The organism is Endozoicomonas sp. 2B-B, assembly GCF_053470045.1.
The window spans coordinates 3058058-3077752 of sequence record NZ_JBLZMU010000001.1 but is presented as its reverse complement, the minus strand read 5'-3'; the positions used below and the strand labels follow the sequence as shown (position 1 = coordinate 3077752).

The window sequence follows — 19695 nt, the reverse complement described above, 5'->3', positions numbered from 1 at the left end:
GGTTTCACATATTATGGCGAGTGGATTTTTTCATCCTTCAAGGCGCAACGACGGGCGCGTAGCCTTAGCTACGCAACCAGCGTTGGAACGCAGAAGGATGGAAAAAGCCGCCGTCCAGAATATGTGAAACCAACTGGTTAGGTACTTAACAACTCGGTTTGTACTGGAGGGCGTTATCTGATGAGAAAATTGTTGCTTGCCTGCTTAAAAAAACCGGTAGCAACTGGCTGATAATCAAGCTTAGAGGATGTTACACAGAATGCTATGGTCCTCAGCGTTTTCGGGCTGATTTTTCTGTTGTGAACTTGCACTCCCAGTATTAATACACATTCTTAAAGTCTTCTCGGAGAGGTATTGAACAACATCAGGGTTCCTGTAGATTGCTGATCGGATAAAATCCCTATCGCGCCTGAGTTCATCTACAGCATAATTGAAAACACAACAATGATGTTCAATCAGGTTCAGCAGATACTCGCGATCACTCAGTATTCTTTTACTGGCACATTTTAAGTTCACAATATTATCATCGATAACCATTTTTATAATGTTTTTATCACTTCGGATTCTTTCACTTGCAAAACTCAGCGCTGCTGGATAACTGGCGATAGCGGTCTTTACAATATTTTCATCATCCCGCATTTCCGGGCCAGCATCATCCAGCCAAATGCCATGCTCTTTGACTGCAGTCATGACAACCTCTTTATCATTCTTCATTTTTTCACCAGCAAACTCAAGGTCTCCTTGACGTTCTGCAATGATTGGTAATACCAGGTCTTTATCATTCCGAACCCGCTGACTGCCATATTGCAGTCCGTGCTTCAGCAAGGCTTTTTTGAATGTTTCTTTATCACCAGAAAGCCACAGATCCGGAGGGACTTCAAAACTTAGCCGGTAACTGTAGGATGATGGTTTTATAACATAGTATTTATCTCTCAAATCGGGATAAATATCTTCAACCAATGGAGCCGTTCTTTTGGCATCGAGGAATAACAAATGATGTAAAAATTCCCTGCGGGTTTCTTCAGTGATCTCATTGCTCATCAATATTTGCCGATAGTCATCCTCCGATTTATTACGACACTCATCAAACCGTTGGGCATAATTAATAAATTGCTGGTAGTGATCGGGTAATAACAGCAAATAATCAGGATTGTAGGAGAAATGCTTCTCATAATACATTGCGAAAAGGCAATGTTGAAAGGCGAACCTGTCAGCTTCTGCCGCAACATCGCCGCTCAGGCGTTGTGCCAGTGAGCTAAAGTTCCACTGATCTCCTTCAAAAACCTTAATGTACTGCATTTTACAATCCACATTACACATATCACGTAATACAATAATCAGTTTTTCAAAGGCATCCTGCATGTTTTCAGTTGCTTTTATTCGAGTGCATTCGACGATAATGCCTCCTGCTACCGCATTGCAAAACAGCTTCATGCTATCAGCATTTTCATCCAGTTGGAGCACTTTCAGTAACTGCACCAGAAACCACATACGCTTTAACTTGGCGGTTGTATCAACACCATCATCTTTATAAAACTGGTCAGAGAATTTCAGCCGTAAGGTTCGTTCTTTGCCTCCCTCTGCGCATTCAAGCAGCTCAATAAGGCACACATGACTTCCAAGCTTCAGGTTAACAATCAAGACATCATCCATGATGACGACAGTCCCTGAACAAGCAAACTTTTCAATTAATGCTTTCGAGGACGGCCTCAATAGCAGTGCCTTTTCTCCCGGGTTGCACTGAGTTGTGTAATCAAGGTAGGTAATATTCGCTTCTTTTGATAGCTTGCCCTGACCGGAAAGCTGAGTGATCGGTGCCAGTGCAGATACAAAGCGCGAGTGCAAGGCAAAAATCAGCTCATGAACACTCCGGACCTGCTCAGCCTCTTTAGGATTCAGTGCTTGCAGAGAGGATTGCAGTTGCTGACAGGCAGTCAGCCATTGATGAAATGTTATCTGCCTGTTTTTACCATCATCCAGAAGCAGGATAATAGCCTCCAAACTGGATCGGATGGTTTGTTTCAGCGCCTCGAGCCGGTTGCACAATGTCGGTATTTCATTCCGCAATAACCGAACCTCGTAAGCACCTGTTTTTCCCGCCAGCAACAAGAACGCATGGTAGCCATCCAGAAAAGCTTCAGCCCCCTGAACCAGCCGATTTACCCTGACTCTGATCTCTGCCAGCAACTCTGAACGTTGTGGTGACATGCTCAGTTTTATGGGATTTGCCAGATAATCCAGTCCGCCACCAGAGGCAAAAAATGCCAACAAACGGGCATTTTGATCCGTGAGCCACTGAAAACTGCTGGCGACATTAAGGAATGTGCCTTCAGGGGGGGACAAATCATCCCGTGACGGGACGGCTCTGAGCAGCGACACATCAGAAAATGCAGAGGACAGGCTTCTGCGACTGGCAAGTTCACCGCTAAGGTCACCGACAACAACAAAGGCGCCAGGCTCACCTTTGAAGCGGGCAAAGGCCAGCGTCGCCTGTTGGCCAACCTGAGCGGCCACGACCGAGAACTGTCCACCGGCCAGCATCAAGGTTTTTCCTTCCTGTTTCAGAAGGATCGCGACATGATCATTGAAGCCTCCTTCGGCAAAGACAAAACCCCCTGCCCGTTTCAGGAACTCTGGCTCAAGCATCCAGTCTGCAGCATGGTGAGCTACGACAATGGCCCCCTCTGGCATGGAGTCTGCCGCTTGTTCTTCAGCCAGCCAGAGTGTTCCGGTGCAATGGCCTTCGCTGACGCCCTCGCCAATGGCCAGGGTCTTTTTGGGTATAGGCATCGCAAAATCCATGCCGCCAGAAAGCCGGGTAACAGGGCGCACCTGCAACAGGAACAGGTTACCCAGATGATCGATGGCAAACTCCACATCCACCGGACAGAGCAACAGCTTTTCCAGCTCTGTCACCGCCTGACTGAGTTTTGCAACCAAATGATCACTGAGTTTATGAACACTGTCGTCTGATTGGGCGTCCGCATCATAAATTTCTGTTTCCAGATAGCCATCGTTGTTTTTGTGCAGGACAAAGTGACTTGAGACCTTTCCGGGAAAGTATTGATAACTGTCAGTGCCTTCCTTGCGAGAAATATCGATACGGTGGGGCGTGTTACCGGACTGTCCTGCCACTATGCCTCTGGGCTGACCCCGTGTGTACTCAATCCTGATGGTATCATCCTGAAAAGATTGAAAGCTCATGACGACTCCACCATATCGACAGTCAATACACTGTTGGATGATCAGCGCCATGGGTTGCGGTATGCCTTCGGGACAGACTTCAGGCCGGTAACCTGAGGCCATAACCTTGAGACAGGTTCTGAAAACATCGCCTCCTGCCTGAATGACAGAGAGGTATTTGCCTGCCTGGGCATCGCCGTAGTTATCTTCGTTGATGCCGGAACTGCGGACAATCACGGGCTGTGATCCAGAGAGTCGGTCCACCTGACGGTGCAGCCCCCGGATTTTTTGGGCCGCTTCAGAATCTTTCACCTGTTCGTAAAAGTCATCACTGGCAATAAATGCTGCCATAGCTGACAGCCAGTCATCCCTTTTGGTTTGCTCTGAAGGTGGCAAGGTATTGAGGTATTCCCGGATGTTCCTGAGGCTGGTCTTTGCCAGCGGTTCATCAACAAACCCTTGGAAATAGTGGTCTAAAGCATGGGTATCGAGAGGGTGTTGTGCCAGCGCATTCATGATTTGAGCAGTCACACATTGGAAGGGCGGAACAGACAGGCCCGCTTCTTTCATGCGCTGCAAAAACATCCCCTTGCCGCCGAGTTGTTCCCGATTGGGAGGAGAATAGCCAGCAGTCTGATCAGCAACAGATGGACGACAGTCACGCTTGGCCAGTGGAGTTTCGCTGGTCAGAGCGCCCGAGGGACCAAGATCACTGAAATGCCGCTTGGATAGGCTGCGAGCCTCACTGGATGGACCGCCAGCGTCGGCATTTCGATTTGGATCAGTTTTCAGGATTTGACCCTCTGAACGGCCAAAATTAGCATGAAACATCAAGATATCCCTCTATTATTAACATTCATCCATGGTTCAATGGCTGTGGCATTAATCAATTACTTTGTTTGGACAATACTATTTTTATAAAGTTCAGCCTGAAGCACGCAATAGGATAAATAACAACTCGGTTTGCACTGGAGGGCGTTATCTGATGAGAAAACTGTTGCTTGCCTGCTTAAAAAAACCGGTAGCAACTGGCTGATAATCAGGCTTAGAGGATGTTACACAGAACGTTATGGTCCTCAGCGTTTTCGGGCTGATTTTTCTGTTGTGAACTTGCACTCCCAGTACTCAGACACATTCTTAAAGTCTCCGCAGAGAGGTATTGAACAACATCAGGGTTTCTGTGGATTGCTGATCGGATAAAATCCTTATCGCGTTTAAGTTCATTAGCAGCAGAGTCGAAAGCACGATAATTATGTTCAATCAAGTTCAGCAAATAGTCGCGATCACTCCGTACTCTTTTGCTGGCACATTGTAAGCAACAGATATCATCAACAATTGCCATTTGTATAATGTTTTTGTCGCTTCGGATTCTTTCACTTGCAAAACTCAGTGCTGGTGGATAACTGGCGATAGCGACCTTTACAATGTTTTCATCATCCAGCATTTCCGGGCTGGCATATCGCAGCCAAACGCCATGCTCTTTGACTGCAGTCATGACAACCTCTTTATCATTCTTCATTTTTTCACCAGCAAACTCAAGGTCTCCTTGACGTTCTGCAATGATTGGTAATACCAGATCTTTATCATTCCGAACCCGTTGACTGCCATATTGCAGTCCGTGCTTCAGCAAGGCTTTTTTGAATGTTTCTTTATCATCAGAAAGCCACAGATCCGGAGGGACTTCAAAACTTAGCCGGTAACTGTAGGATGATGGTTTTATAACATAGTATTTATCTCTCAAATCGGGATAAATATCTTCAACCAATGGAGCCGTTCTTTTGGCATCGAGGAATAACAAATGATGTAAAAATTCCCTGCGGGTTTCTTCAGTGATCTCATTGCTCATCAATATTTGCCGATAGTCATCCTCCGATTTATTACGACACTCATCAAACCGTTGGGCATAATTAATAAATTGCTGGTAGTGATCGGGTAATAACAGGAAATAATCAGGATTGTAGGAGAAATGCTTCTCATAATACATTGCGAAAAGGCAATGTTGAAAGGCGAACCTGTCAGCTTCTGCCGCAACATCGCCGCTCAGGCGTTGTGCCAGTGAGCTAAAGTTCCACTGATCTCCTTCAAAAACCTTAATGTACTGCATTTTACAATCCACATTACACATATCACGTAATACAATAATCAGTTTTTCAAAGGCATCCTGCATGTTTTCAGTTGCTTTTATTCGAGTGCATTCGACGATAATGCCTCCTGCTACCGCATTGCAAAACAGCTTCATGCTATCAGCATTTTCATCCAGTTGGAGCACTTTCAGTAACTGCACCAGAAACCACATACGCTTTAACTTGGCGGTTGTATCAACACCATCATCTTTATAAAACTGGTCAGAGAATTTCAGCCGTAAGGTTCGTTCTTTGCCTCCCTCTGCGCATTCAAGCAGCTCAATAAGGCACACATGACTTCCGAGCTTCAGGTTAACAATCAAGACATCATCCATAACGACCACAGTCCCATAACAACTACACTTTTCGATTAATGGTTTCGAGGACGGCCTCAATAGCGGTACCTTTTCTCCCGGGTTGCGCTGAGTTGTGTAATCAAGGTAGGTAATTTTGTTTTCTTTTGATAGCTTGCCCTGACCGGAAAGCAGAGTGATCGGTGCCAGTGCATCTACAAAGCGCCAGTGCAAGGCAAAAATCAGCTCATGAACACTCCTGACCTGCTCAGCCTCTTTAGGATTCAGTGCTTGCAGAGAGGATTGCAGTTGCTGACAGGCAGTCAGCCATTGATGAAATGTTATCTGCCTGTTTTTACCATCATCCAGAAGCAGGATGATAGCCTCTAAACTGGATCGGATGGTCTGTTTCAGCGCCTCGAACCGGTTGCTCAATGTCGGTATTTCATCCCGCAATAACTGAACCTTGTCATCATCTGTTTTACCCGCCAGCAACAAGAACGCATGGTAGCCATCCAGAAATGCTTCAGCCCCCTGAACCAGCCGATTTACCCTGACTCTGATCTCTGCCAGCAACTCTGAACGTTGTGGTGACATGCTCAGTTTTATGGGAATTGCCAGATAATCCAGTCCGCCACCAGAGGCAAAAAATGCCAACAAACGGGCATTTTGATCCGTGAGCCACTGAAAACCGCTGGCGACATTAAGGAATGTGCCTTCAGGGGGGGACAAATCATCCCGTGACGGGACGGCTCTGAGCAGCGACACATCAGAAAATGCAGAGGACAGGCTTCTGCGACTGGCAAGTTCACCGCTAAGGTCACCGACAACAACAAAGGCGCCAGGCTCACCTTTGAAGCGGGCAAAGGCCAGCGTCGCCTGTTGGCCAACCTGAGCGGCCACGACCGCGAACTGTCCACCGGCGAGCATCAAGGTTTTTCCTTCCTGTTTCATAACGATCGCGACATGATCATTGAAGCCTCCTTCGGCAAAGACAAACCCCCCTGCCCGTTTCAGGAACTCTGGCTCAAGCATCCAGTCTGCAGCATGGTGGGCTAAGACAATGGCTCCTTCTGGCATAGAGTCTGCCGCTTGTTCTTCAGCCAGCCAGAGTGTTCCGGTGCAATGGCCTTCGCTGACACCCTCGCCAATGGCCAGGGTCTTTTTGGGTATAGGCATCGCAAAATCCATGCCGCCAGAAAGCCGGGTAACAGGGCGCACCTGCAACAGGAACAGGTTACCCAGATGATCGATGGCAAACTCCACATCCACCGGGCAGAGCAACAGCTTTTCCAGCTCTGTCACCGCCTGACTGAGTTTTGCAACCAAATGATCACTGAGTTTATGCTCACTGTCGTCTGATTGGGCGTCCGCATCATAAATTTCTGTTTCCAGATAGCCATCATTGTTTTTGTGCAGGACAAAGTGACTGGAGACCTTCCCGGGAAAGTATTGATAACTGTCATTGCCTTCCCTACCCTTGCGAGAAATATCGATACGGTGGGGCGTGTTACCGGACTGTCCTGCCACTATGCCTCTGGGCTGACCCCGTGTGTACTCAATCCTGATGGTATCATCCTGAAAAGATTGAAAGCTCATGACGACTCCACCATATCGACAGTCAATACACTGCTGGATGATCAGCGCCATGGGTTGCGGTATGCCTTCGGGACAGACTTCAGGCCGGTAACCTGAGGCCATGACCATGAGACAGGTTCTGAAAACATCGCCTCCTGCCTGAATGACAGAGAGGTATTTGCCTGCCTGGGCATCGCCGTAGTTATCTTCGTTGATGCCGGAACTGCGGACAATCACGGGCTGTGATCCAGAGAGTCGGTCCACCTGACGGTGCAGCTCCCGGATTTTTCGGGCCGCTTCAGAATCTTTAACCTGTTCGTAAAAGTCATCACTGGCAATAAATGTTGCCATAGCTGACAGCCAGTCATCCCTTTTGGTTTGCTCTGAAGGCGGCAAGGTATTGAGGTATTCCCGGATGTTCCTGAGGCTGGTCTTTGCCAGCGATTTATCAACAAACCTGGGGAAATAGTGGTCTAAAGCATGGGGATCGAGAGGGTGTTGTGCCAGCGCATTCATGATTTGAGCAGTCACACATTGGAACGGCGGAACAGACAGGCCCGCTTCTTTCATGCGCTGCAAAAACATCCCCTTGCCGCCCAGTTGTTCCCGATTGGGAGGAGAATAGCCAGCAGTCTGATCTGCAACAGATGGACGACAATCACGCTTGGCCAGTGGAGTTTCGCTGGTCAGGGCGCCACAGGGACCAGGATCACTGAAACGCCTTTTGTATAGGCTGCGAACCCCCCTGGATGGACCGCCAACGTCGGCATTCCGATTTGGATCAGTTTTCAGGATTTGACCCTCTGAACGGCCAAAATTAGCATGAAACATCAAGATATCCCTCTATTATTAACATTCATCCATGGTTCAATGGCTGTGGCATTAATCAATTACTTTGTTTCGACAATAATTTTTTTAAAAAGTTCAGCAATCAGCCTGAAACAAACAACAGAAAAAACAACAACACGGTTGGCACTGGCAGAAGTTGTCTGGATAAGTCAGACGTTAATCGCAGATTATCTGGAGTATTCTCGAAGCTCGGGGCTTCTGAGGGTTGCTTCATCCATAAAAACCGGATCAGCTTTAAGCTCTGAAGCAGCATATCGGAAAGCTTGATGATTCTTTGCAATTAACTCCAGCATATATTCACGATCATTCAATAACGTTTCGCTGGCATAACAGAGAGCTCTGGGATTTTTTTTGACAGCGGCCATGACTATAGCTCTATCATTCCTCAGCTCCTCGCTCAAATATTTGAGCTCTAAGGGATATTCTGAAATGAAGGGTAATACAGAGTCTTTATCATTCCAAACCCGCTGGCTGGCATAATCCAATCCATGTTCCAGCATGACATTCCTGACCTTTTCCTTATAGTCCCCAAACGGTTGACCTGGTGACAAATAAAACTCCAGTCTGTAACTGTAAGACGGCTTGATAACAAAGTATTGATTTCCCAAGACATACACTTGCTCAATGAATCTGGTAGCGCTTTTGGGCTCAAACAATAAATAGTGATGCAAGAGCTCCCTGCGGGTGTTCTCACTCATCTTATGACTCATTAAGATTTCCTGCAGACTCTCTTCCGGTGTTTCATGAAAAAACAATGACGACTGATACGCACCTAACCGCCGGGCATGATGGGCAAACTGCTGGTGATGGTCGCTCAATAACTGGCAGCAAACGGCAGTATAGTGCCAACCATTCCAATTCCGATAAGACATTACAAAAAGGCCATGTTGAAAGGCAAACCTATCGGCTTCTGTCGCAACATCACAATTAAGACGTTGCGCAAGCAGGTTAAAGTCCCACCGACCTCCTTCAAAAATGGGTCTGGAACGCAAATCAAGATCCAGATCAAACATAGCACGTAACACAATGATGAGTTTTTCAAAGGCATACTGCATGGTTTGACGTAATTTCATTCGGGAGCATTCGACGATCATTTCACCCGCTACGGCGTTGCAACTCAGCTTCATAGGATCAGCATTTTCATCCAGTTTGATTGCTTTCAGTAATTGCGCCAGAAACCACATGCGCCTGAACTTGCCGGATTTATCAGCGTAATCAGTTCTGTTAAATTGGTCAGAAAATGTCAGCCGCAGGGTTCGTCCTTTCCCCCCCTCTGCCTGTTCAAGCAACTCGATAAGGCCCACATGACTGCCAAGTTTCAGGTTAACAATCAAGGCTTCATCCATGGTGATAACAGTCCCTGAAAGCTTTGACTCTGCAATAAGTACTTTGTCGGACGGCCTCAGCAGCGGTGCCTCTGCACCCGGTGTCGTGTAATCGACATAGGTGATTTCCCCTTTTCTGGACAGAATGCCCTGACCCGAGTCCAGAGTGACCGGAGCCAGCGCTTTTACGAAGCGCTGATGCAGAGCAAAAATCAGCTCATGGACACTTCGCACCTGCTCAGCGCTTTCAGGGTTGAGCGCTTGAAGACAGGATTGTAGCTGATGACAGTCTGCCACCCACTGACGAAAGCTTACCGAGGATACCTTCTCTTCTTCAGCGGCTTGCATGAGAAGAGTGATACGCTCTAACCCGGATTGAATGGTCTGTTTCAGCATCACGAACCGGTCGATCAGTTGTGGTAATTCATGCCGCAATGACTCGACTCTGTGTGAACTTTTCTTAACAGCCAGTTGCAAGAATGCCCCGTACCCATCCAGCAGCGCTTCAGCCCCATAAACCAGCCGATTTATGCTGTCCAGGGTCTCTGCCAGCAGCTTAGATCGTTGTGGTGACATGCTCAGTTTTACCGGGTTTGCCAGGCAATCCAGTCCGCCGCCGGAGGCAAAAAATGCCAACAGGCGGGCATTTTGATCCGTGAGCCACTGAAAACCGCTGGCGACCTGACGGAATGCGTCTTCAGAGAGGGACACATCATCCCATGACGGGACGGCTTTTTCTTGCGGCACATCAGAAACAGCAGAGGATAGACTTCCATGACTCACCAGCTTCCCGGTCATGTCACCGGCAACAATAAAGGCACCGGGCTCACCGTTAAAGCGGGCACAGGCCAGTGTCGTCTTTTGTCCAACACGGGTGACCAGGGTCGCAAATTGATCACCGGCCAGCATCAGGGTTTTTCGTTGCTGTTTCATCAGGATCGCTACATGATCATTGAATCCTCCTGTGGCAGTAACAAAGCCTCCTGCCCGCTTCAGGAACCCGTGCTCAAGCATCCAGTTTTCAGCGTGTCGGGCCACGACAATAGCGCCCTCTGGCATGGAGTCTGCCGCTGATTCTTCAGCCAGCCAGAGTGGTCCCGTGCAATAGCCTTCGCTGACACCCTCGCCAATGGCCAGGGTCTCTTCGGGTATGGGCATGGCGAAATCCAGGCCGCCGGAGAGTCGGGTGACAGGACGCACCTGCAACAGGAAAAGGCGACCCTGATGGTTTATGGCAAACTCCACATCCACGGGGCAGAGCAACAGCTTTTCCAGCTTTGTCACCATCACCCTGAGGTCTGCAACCATGTCATCAGTGAGTTGTTGTTCAACGTCGTTTGATTGGGCATCGGCATCATCCATTCTTATTTCCGAATAGCCGTTATTGTCTTTACGCAGGATGTAATGACTTGAGATGGTCCCGGGAAAGTATTGATAGCTGTCGGCGCCTTCCTTGCGAAAAATATCAATACGATGGGGCCTGTTACCGGACTGCCCGGCCACTATCCCTCTGGGCTGCCCCCGTGTGAACTCAACCCTGACGGTATCATCATCAAAGGATTGAAAACTCATGGCGACTCCGCCGTGCAGGCAGTCAATACACTCCTGGATAATCAGCGCCATGGGTTGCGGTATGCCTTCGGAACAGACTTCAGGCCGGTAAGCTGAGGCCATAACCTTTAGACAGGTTCGCAAAATATCCTCATCTCCCTGAACTTCCGAAAGGTATTTGCCCGCCTGGGCGTCGCCGTAGTTATCTTCATTGATGCCGGAACTGCGGACAATAAGCGGCCCTGATGTTGATAGTCCGTGATCCCTGATGTGTTGGGCCGCTTCAGAATCTCTAACCTGCTCATAAAAATCATCACTGGCAATAAAGTTCGCCAGACCTGCCAGCCAGCTGTCTCTTCTGATTTGTTCTGAAGGCAGGAACGCATTGAGGCATTCCCTGATGTTTGCCAGACTGATCTCCGACTCCGGTTCATTGCCGATCCCGGGGAAATAGGGTTCCAGACGCTGGCTATCCAGAGGGTATTGTTCCAGCGCATTGGTGACCTGAGTTGTCACACACTGAAACGCCGGCACAGACAAACCGGCTGCTTTCATGCGCTGCAAAAACATTCCCTTGCCGCCCAGTAGTGCCCGGTTGGCAACAGAACAATGAGCAGCCTGATCTGCAACAGGTGAGTGGCATTTGCGCCTGGCTAGTGACCTTGTATCGGGAATGACAACGGGTTCAGTATCACCAAAATACCTTTTGGCTGAACTATAAGCCTTAGTATTCTGATCGGGGGTTGCCAGACTTTGAGAATCTGATCTGCCAGTGGTTGCAGGCGGTAAAGGTAACATAAAGATATCCCTCTCATGTAAATCCATGATTCAACAGCGAGTCATTACCTTCACGTTCGACAATAAGGTTTTTATAAAGTTCCCCCGTCAACGCATTAGAAAAAAAACAACATTTCCTCATGGTCTCAGACGGTTGATCTGTTAGCGCATAACACTTCAGTCTGTAACTTTAAGACGGCTTGATAACAAATATTGACTTCCCGAGCCATACACTTGCTTAATCAATCGGGTAGCGCTTATGGGCTCGAAAAATAAAAAATGATCTAAGAGTTCCCTGCGAGTGTCCTCACTCATCAAGATTTCCCGCGCAGTTTCTTCACATTTTACCCGAGTTTTCAATGACAAAAGATAAACAAATAACCGATGAGCATAATCAATAAATTGTTGCTGGTGTTTGCTCAATAACTGGCGCCAGGCGGCAGTTTTGTGCCAACCACTATTACTCCGATAAGACATTAAGAAAAGGCCATGTTGAAAGGCGAATCTATCCGCTTCTGTCGCAACATCACGATCAAGGCGTTGTGCAAGCACGTTAAAGTCCCAATGGCTTCTTTCAAAAATGGGCCTGTTCTGCAACCGAACATCCAGATCATACATAGCGTGTAAGACAATGATCAGTTTTTCGAAGGCATACTGCATGGTTTGACTTAATTTTATTCGAGAGTATTCGACGATCATTTCACCGGCTACGGCGTTGCAACTCAGCTTCATGGGATCAGCATTTTCATCCAGTTTGATCTCTGTCAAAAATTGCGCCAGAAACCACATACGCCTGAACTTGCCGGAATTTTCAGCGTTATCATCTTTGTCAAATTCGTCAGAAAATGTCAACCGCAGGGTTCGTCCTTTCCCCCCTTCTGCCCGTTCAAGAAACTCGATAAGGCTCACGTGACTGCCAAGATGCAGGTTAACAATCACAGCTTCATCCATAGTGATAACAGTCCCTCGTTTCCTCAATGCTTTAATTAATGTTTTGCAGTAGGGGCTCAGTATCGCTGCCTCCTCATCCAGGTTACCCCGAACTGTGCAATCAACGTAGTCAACAAAACCTTCCCTGGAAAGCCTGCCCTGACCCGAAGCCAGACTGACCGGTGCCAATGCCTCCACAAAACGCTGATGCAGGGCAAAAATCAGTTCATGGACACTTCGCACCTGCTCAGCGCTTTCAGGGTTGAGTGCTTGAAGACAGGATTGTAGCTGATGACAGTCTGCCAGCCACTGACGAAAGCTTACCGGGGATACCTTCTCTTTTTCAGCGGCTTGCATGGGAGGAGTGATACGCTCTAACCCGGATTGAATGGTCTGTTTCAGCATCCCGAACCGGTCGCTCAGCAGCGGTAATTCTTGCCGCAATGACTCGACTCTGTCTGAACTCTTCTTAACAGCCAGTTGCAGGAATGCCTCGTACCCATCCAGCAGCGCTTGAGCCCCATGAACCAGTCGATTTACGCTGTCCAGGGTCTCTGCCAATAGCTTTGATCGTTGTGGCGACATGCTCAGTTTTACCGGGTTTGCCAGACAATCCAGCCCGCCGCCGGAGGCAAAAAATGCCAACAGGCGGGCATTTTGATCCGTGAGCCATTGAAATCCGCTGGCGACCTGACGGAGTGCGCCTTCTGAAAGGGACAATTCATCCCATGCAGGGATGGCTTTTGCTGAAGGTTCATCAGAAACAGCAGAGGATAGAATGCCGTGACTCAACAGTTTCCCGGTCATGTCACCGGCAACAATAAAGGCACCGGGCTTACCGTTAAAGCGGGCACAGGCCAGCGTCGCCTTTTGACCAACCTGAGCGACCAGGGTCGCAAACTGGTCACCGGCCAGCATCAGGGTTTTGCGTTGCTGTTTCATCAGGATCGCTACATGATCATTGAATCCGCCTGTGGCAGTAACAAAGCCTCCTGCCCGCTTCAGGAACCGGTGCTCAAGCATCCAGTCTTTAGCGTGTCGGGCCACGACTATGGCTCCCTCTGGCATAGAGTCTGCCGCTTGTTCTTCAGCCAGCCAGAGTGTTCCTGTGCAATAGCCTTCGCTGACACCCTCACCAGTGGCCAGAGTCTCTTCAGGTATGGGCATGGCGAAATCCAGGTCGCCGGAGAGTCGGGTGACAGGACGCACCTGCAACAGGAACAGACGACCTTGATGGTCTATGGCAAACTCCACATCCACGGGGCAGAGCAACAGTTTTTCCAGCTTTATCACCATCGCCCTGAGGTCTGAAATCATGTCATCAGTGAGTTGATGTTCAACGTCGTTTGATTGGGCATCGGCATCATCCATTCTTATTTCCGAATAGCCATTATTGTCTTTGCGCAGGATGTAATGATTCGAGATGGTCCCGGGAAAGTATTGATAGCTGTCGGCGCCTTCCTTGCGAAAAATATCAATACGATGGGGCCTGTTACCGGACTGCCCGGCCACTATCCCTCTGGGCTGCCCCCGTGTGAACTCAACCCTGACGGTATCATCATCAAAGGATTGAAAACTCATGGCGACTCCGCCGTGCAGGCAGTCAATACACTCCTGGATAATCAGCGCCATGGGTTGCGGTATGCCTTCGGAACAGACTTCAGGCCGGTAAGCTGAGGCCATAACCTTTAGACAGGTTCGCAAAATATCCTCATCTCCCTGAACTTCCGAAAGGTATTTGCCCGCCTGGGCGTCGCCGTAGTTATCTTCATTGATGCCGGAACTGCGGACAATAAGCGGCCCTGATGTTAATAGTCCATGATCCCTGATGTGTCGGGCCGCTTCAGAATCTTTAACCTGCTCATAAAAGTCATCACTGGCAATAAAATTCGCCAGACCCGCCAGCCAGCTGTCTCTTCTGGCTTGCTCTGAAGGCAGCATCACATTGAGGCATTCCCTGATGTTTGCCAGACTGATCTCCGCCTCCGGTTCATTGCCGATCCCGGGGAAATAGGGTTCCAGACGCTGGCTATCCAGAGGGTATTGTTCCAGCGCATTGGTGACCTGAGTTGTCACACACTGAAACGCCGGCACAGACAAACCGGCTGCTTTCATGCGCTGCAAAAACATTCCCTTGCCGCCAACTAGTGCCCGGTTGGCAGGAGAACAATGATCAGCCTGATCTTGAACAGGAGAACAGCATTTGCGCTTGGCTAGTGACCTTGTGTCGGGAACGCCAGTGGCTTCAGGATCACCAAGATACCTTTTGGCTGGACGATCAGCCTCAGTCTTATGATTGGGGTCAATTGCCAGACTTTGAAAATCTGATCTGCCAATGGTTGCAGGTGGTAAAGGTAACATAAAGATATCCCTCTCACGTTAATATTCATCCATGAATCAACAACTGGTCATTACCTTTACATTTGACAATCATGTTTTTATAAAGTTCCCCCGTCAGCTTCAGGCACGCAGTAGAAAAAACAACAACAGGCTGGCAACAGGGTTGGCACTGGTCAGCGTTGTCTGAATCGATCAGACCTTGTTCGCAGATTATCTGAGGTATTTACGAAGTTCGGGGTTTCTTTGTTTTGCTGCATTAATGAAAGCTTCATTATCTTTAAGCTCGGAAGCAGCATAATGGAAAGCTTCATGATTCTTTGCAATTAAGTCCAGCATATACTCAGGATCACTCAATACCGTATCACTGGCAAATGTTAAGGCATCAATGCCATCAGCAATTGCCACTCCGATAACGCTTTTATCGCTTCGAAGTCTTCTACTGGCATAACGCAAAGCTCCCGGATACTTTTCGACAGCGGCTATGACAATCTCTCTATCATCCCGCAGCTTTTCATTCAAATTTCGCAGCTCCAGGGGATGTTCGGACATGGCGGGTAATACAAAGTCTTTATCATTTCGAACCCGTTGGCTGGCACAGTCCAGACCATGCTTCAGCAGAGCACTCCTGACCTTTTCTTTATGATCCCCGAGCGGTGGGCCCGGTGGCGCATAAAACTCCAATCTGTGACGGAAAGATGGATTGATAACAAAGCATTGATTTTCCAGGTTATACACTTGCTCAACCAATCGGGTGGCGCTTATGGGATTTAATAATAAAAAATGATGTAATAGCTCCCTGCGGATATCCTCACTTATCTCATCACTCATTAACATTTCCCGCAGGCTGTCCTCCGGTTTTTCCCGGAGAAATACTGAGAACTGACAGGCACCCAGGCGCCGGGCATGATGAATAAACTGTTGGTAGTGTTTGCTTAATAACCGGCTGCAGGCAGCAGTAATGTACCAACTACCCCCACTCCGATAAGACATTACAAAAAGGCAATGTTGAAAGGCGAATCTATCCGCTTCTGTCGCAACATCACGACCAAGGCGCTGTGCAAGCCGGTTAAAGTCCCACTGGCCGCCTTCAAAAATAAGTTTATCCCCGAACTGACGATCGAGATTATACATGGCACGTAACACAATGATCAGATGTTCAAAGGCATACTGCATGGATTTACGTGATTTCATTCGCGGACATTCGACGATCATTTCACCCGCTGCGGCATTGCAGCTCAGCTTCATGCTACCCGCATTTTCATCCAGCCTGATCTCTCTCAAAAGTTGCGCCAGAAACCACATACGCCTGAACTTGCCGGATCTACCATAGTCAAAAGGTCTATCAAATTTGTCAGAAAAGGTTAGCCGCAAGGTTCTTTCTTTACCTCCCTCTGCCTGTTCAAGTAGCTCGATCACGCCCACATGACTGCCAAGATTCAGGTTAACAATTATGGCTTCATCCATACTGATAACCGTCCCTGAGAGCCCCAACTCTTCCATGTATGCTCTGCCGGTCGGCCTCAATAGCGGTTCCTCATCACTTGAGGTTGTACAATCGACATAGGTAATTTTCCTTTCACTGGACAGTCGGCCCTGACCCGAGGCTATTGTGACCGGTGCCAGTGCCTTTACGAAGCGCTGATGCAGGGCAAAAATCAGCTCATGGACACTCCGGACCTGATCAGCCTGCTTGGGGTTAAGTGCCTGAAGGCAAGATTGCAGCTGCTGGCAGGCGGCCAGCCAGTGACGAAAAGCGCCCTTGGATTTCTGGTCTTCTTCACCGGCTTGCGAGGGGAGAATGATACTCTCCAAACCATATCGGATGGTCTTTTTCAGAGCCTCGAAGCGGTTGACCAGTTGCGGTAACTCTTCCCGCCATGACTTGAGCGGAGATAAATCACTGTTACCCGCCAGCCCCAGGAATGCCCGGTACCCAGCCAACAGTGACTGAGTCCCAAGCACCAGCCGATTGACGCTCTCCCTGGTCTCAGCCAGTAGCTTTGATCGTTGTGGCGACATGCTTAGTTTTATCGGGTTTGCCAGACAATCCAGTCCGCTGCCGGAGGCAAAAAATGCCAACAGTCGGGCGTTTTGTTCCGTGAGCCATTTAAATCCGCTGGCAACCTCAAGGAATGTGCCTTCAGGGGGAGACAAATCCTCCCGTGAGGGGATGGCCTTTGCCAGGGGTGCATCAGCAACAGCAGAGGCCAGGCTTCTGCGACTGGCCAGTTTTCCGGTAAGATCACCAACAACAATAAAGGCTCCGGGCTCACCGTTAAAGCGGGCGCAGGCCAGCGTCGCCTGCTGGCCATTCTGAGGGGCCAATGCCGCAAACTCTTCAGCGCACCGCATTAAGGTTATTTTTTCCTGTTTCATGAGGATCGCTACATGATCATTGAATCCCGCTTTAGCAAAGACAAAACCCCCTGCTCGCTTCAGGAACTCAGGCTCAAGCATCCACTCTTCAGCGTGGTCGGCCACGACAATGGCTCCCTTTGGCATAGAGTCAGCCGCTTGTTCCCGGCCCAGCCAAAGTGTTCCGGTGCAATAGCCTTCGCTGATGCCCTCACCAATGGTCAGAGTCTCTTTGGGTATGAGCATGGCAAAATCCATGCTGCCAGAGAGTCGGGTAACAGGGCGCACCTGTAACAGCAACAGGCAACCCCGGCGATCAATGGCAAACTCCACATCCACAGGACAGAGCAACAGGTCTTCCAGCTTTGTCACCGCCTCTATGAGTTCTGAAACCGTTTCATCAGTGAGTTTCTGTCCACCGTCGTCTGATTGAGCATTAACATTATCAATTGATATTTCCGAGTAGCCGTTGTTCTTTTTGTGCAGAACGAAATGACTTGAGATCGTCCCGACAAAGTATTGATAGCTGTCAGCTTCTTCTTTACGATCCTCGCGATAAATATCAATACGGTGGGGCCTGTTGCCGGACTGCCCTGCTACCACACCTTTGGGTTGACCGTATGTGTACTCAACCCTGACGGTATCATCCTGAAAAGATTGAAAGCTCATGACAACCCCGCCGTATTTGCAGTCAATACACTGCTGGATGATCAGTGCCATCGGTTTTGGTATGCCTTCGGGACAGACTTCAGGCCGATAAGCTGAAGCCATGACCTTAAGGCAGGTACTTAAAACATCCTCTTCTTCCTGAATTAAAGAAAGGTATTTGCCCGCCTGGGCATCGCCGTAGTTATCTTCATTAATGCCAGAGCTGCGCACAATCACGGGCTGCGATTTAGAAAGCTCTTCCAGCTGGCGGCGCAAAGCCCTGATTTGCCGGGCCGCGTCGGAATCTTTAACCTGTTGGTAATAGTCATCACTGGCAATAAATTGCGCCAGACCCACCAGCCATTCATCCCTTCTGGTTTGCTCTGAAGGCAGCAAGGCATTGATAGACTCCCGGATGCTTTTGACACTGGTTTCAGCCAGGGGTTCACAAACAAACTCCGGTAAATAGCGGTCTAAAAGATGGGTATCCAAAGGGTGTTGTTCAAGCCCATTCATGATCTGGGCAGTAACACATTCAAAGGGCGGAACAGACAGACCGGCTTTTTTCATGCGCCGCAAAAACATTCCCTTGCCCCCAAATTGTTCCCGGTTGCCGGCAAAACAGTCAGAGGCCTGATCTGAATCAGGTGAACGGCAGGTGCGCTCGGTCAGTGACTTTGGATCGGGAACGACAGTGGTATCATGACCAGCCAAATAGCCTTCGGATGAACCATTAGCCCCTATGGATGGAATTGCAGTCCCGGCATTCTGATCCGGATTCGTTGTCAGGCTGCAAAGGTCTGATTTATCAACTAGAGCAGTAGGTAACATCAAGAAATCCCTCTCATATTAATATCCATCCCAGAGTTATTGGTTAGCATTGAATCCTCCCCGCCCTAAAGAGGGTGTCGCAAAACTCTGGTTCACATCTTCAGAGGGTGTCGCAAAACTCTCTCCAGCGTGGGAACGATTTGACTCCCGTCATTCCCGGCTTCATTCTCGTCATTCCCGCGAAAGCGGCAATCCACACTGACTGACCACCAGAACCATACTGCCCGGTGCCCCCCTGGCCTTGTCATCCCCGAGAAGGCAGAGATCCACCGTCGGCGCTGGATTCCCGCCTTCGCGGGAATGACGACCTAAGAGCATGGGAACGAGCTGTTGGAGTTTTGCGACACCCTCTAAAGGACGGGGATTCCTACGGCTAGACGGTCATGCCCGACCGCAGTGTATACCTTACCCTATAGCGGCGGCATACACCTTATTCGACAATCTGCTCTACCTTTCGGATTGCCTAGGCGACCCCGTTAACAAACACGGGCAGAAAGCGGAAAGTATTTTACTTTTCCTGTCAGGTAGCGTAACCGCTAAAAACACCTGACGGATAGTAAAGTAGCACAAGGGGCTTGCTCTGCAAGCCGAGCTTTCATCCCCGTCATCAAAGTACGGGGTTTTACGCTCATTCGATAACTGCCTTTCACCACAGCGACTGATATTTACCTAAGTACCCGTCTGAGAACCTCAACCACCCTGGCTTGATTGCCACTATGGTGTCGGGAGTTAAAGATAGCCGAATATATCGATGCCCGTATCACAAATGACTCTGATGTTCGTAATGTCACTATTGGACAAGCTGTAGTTGCAATGATCATCAATGGCTTGGGCTCTATAAACTCTGTACATAGCAGTAATTCATTGTTTACCGTCACTGAGTAACGACATTCTGCCTATGCAGAAAGACGG

The 19695-nt window shown here is 48.9% G+C and carries 6 protein-coding genes and 1 pseudogene; 1 reads left to right on the top strand and 6 read right to left on the bottom strand.

Features of this window, described 5'->3' with window-relative positions; genetic code table 11:
- Positions 1-240 precede the first annotated feature (240 nt).
- From ACOMHB_RS11875 to ACOMHB_RS11850, 6 genes are all read right to left on the bottom strand, one after another.
- Positions 241-4014 carry a DUF4116 domain-containing protein gene (locus ACOMHB_RS11875; protein WP_448216768.1) on the bottom strand — a complete coding sequence of 1258 codons (3774 nt, stop codon included), beginning with the start codon at positions 4012-4014 and terminating at the stop codon, positions 241-243.
- A 214-nt stretch (positions 4015-4228) separates the two neighbouring features.
- Positions 4229-8008: a DUF4116 domain-containing protein gene (locus ACOMHB_RS11870; RefSeq protein WP_448216767.1), complete on the bottom strand. Its 3780-nt coding sequence runs from the start codon at positions 8006-8008 to the stop codon at positions 4229-4231.
- A gap of 185 nt (positions 8009-8193) precedes the next feature.
- Positions 8194-11700: a PEP/pyruvate-binding domain-containing protein gene (locus tag ACOMHB_RS11865; protein ID WP_448216766.1), complete on the bottom strand. Its 3507-nt coding sequence runs from the start codon at positions 11698-11700 to the stop codon at positions 8194-8196.
- Positions 11701-11856: 156 nt separating this feature from the next.
- Complete coding sequence (locus ACOMHB_RS11860) at positions 11857-14970, bottom strand: PEP/pyruvate-binding domain-containing protein (RefSeq protein ID WP_448216765.1); 3114 nt, start codon at positions 14968-14970, stop codon at positions 11857-11859.
- 189 nt (positions 14971-15159) lie between these two features.
- Complete coding sequence (locus ACOMHB_RS11855) at positions 15160-18783, bottom strand: PEP/pyruvate-binding domain-containing protein (protein WP_448216764.1); 3624 nt, start codon at positions 18781-18783, stop codon at positions 15160-15162.
- Positions 18784-18954: 171 nt separating this feature from the next.
- Positions 18955-19101, bottom strand: a complete 147-nt coding sequence (locus tag ACOMHB_RS11850; RefSeq protein ID WP_448216763.1) for a hypothetical protein — start codon at positions 19099-19101, stop codon at positions 18955-18957.
- A gap of 398 nt (positions 19102-19499) precedes the next feature.
- On the opposite strand from ACOMHB_RS11850, the pseudogene ACOMHB_RS11845 reads away from it, so the two are divergent.
- Positions 19500-19617: pseudogene (locus ACOMHB_RS11845) on the top strand (DUF4277 domain-containing protein); the annotation flags it as partial.
- Between the last annotated feature and the right edge of the window lie 78 nt (positions 19618-19695).

Coding starts and splice junctions, on each gene's coding strand:
- ACOMHB_RS11860 (WP_448216765.1), bottom strand. CDS start 14,970: ATGTTACCTTTACCACCTGCAACCATTGGCAGATCAGATTTTCAAAGT.
- ACOMHB_RS11875 (WP_448216768.1), bottom strand. CDS start 4,014: ATGTTTCATGCTAATTTTGGCCGTTCAGAGGGTCAAATCCTGAAAACT.
- ACOMHB_RS11870 (WP_448216767.1), bottom strand. CDS start 8,008: ATGTTTCATGCTAATTTTGGCCGTTCAGAGGGTCAAATCCTGAAAACT.
- ACOMHB_RS11850 (WP_448216763.1), bottom strand. CDS start 19,101: ATGCTCTTAGGTCGTCATTCCCGCGAAGGCGGGAATCCAGCGCCGACG.
- ACOMHB_RS11865 (WP_448216766.1), bottom strand. CDS start 11,700: ATGTTACCTTTACCGCCTGCAACCACTGGCAGATCAGATTCTCAAAGT.
- ACOMHB_RS11855 (WP_448216764.1), bottom strand. CDS start 18,783: ATGTTACCTACTGCTCTAGTTGATAAATCAGACCTTTGCAGCCTGACA.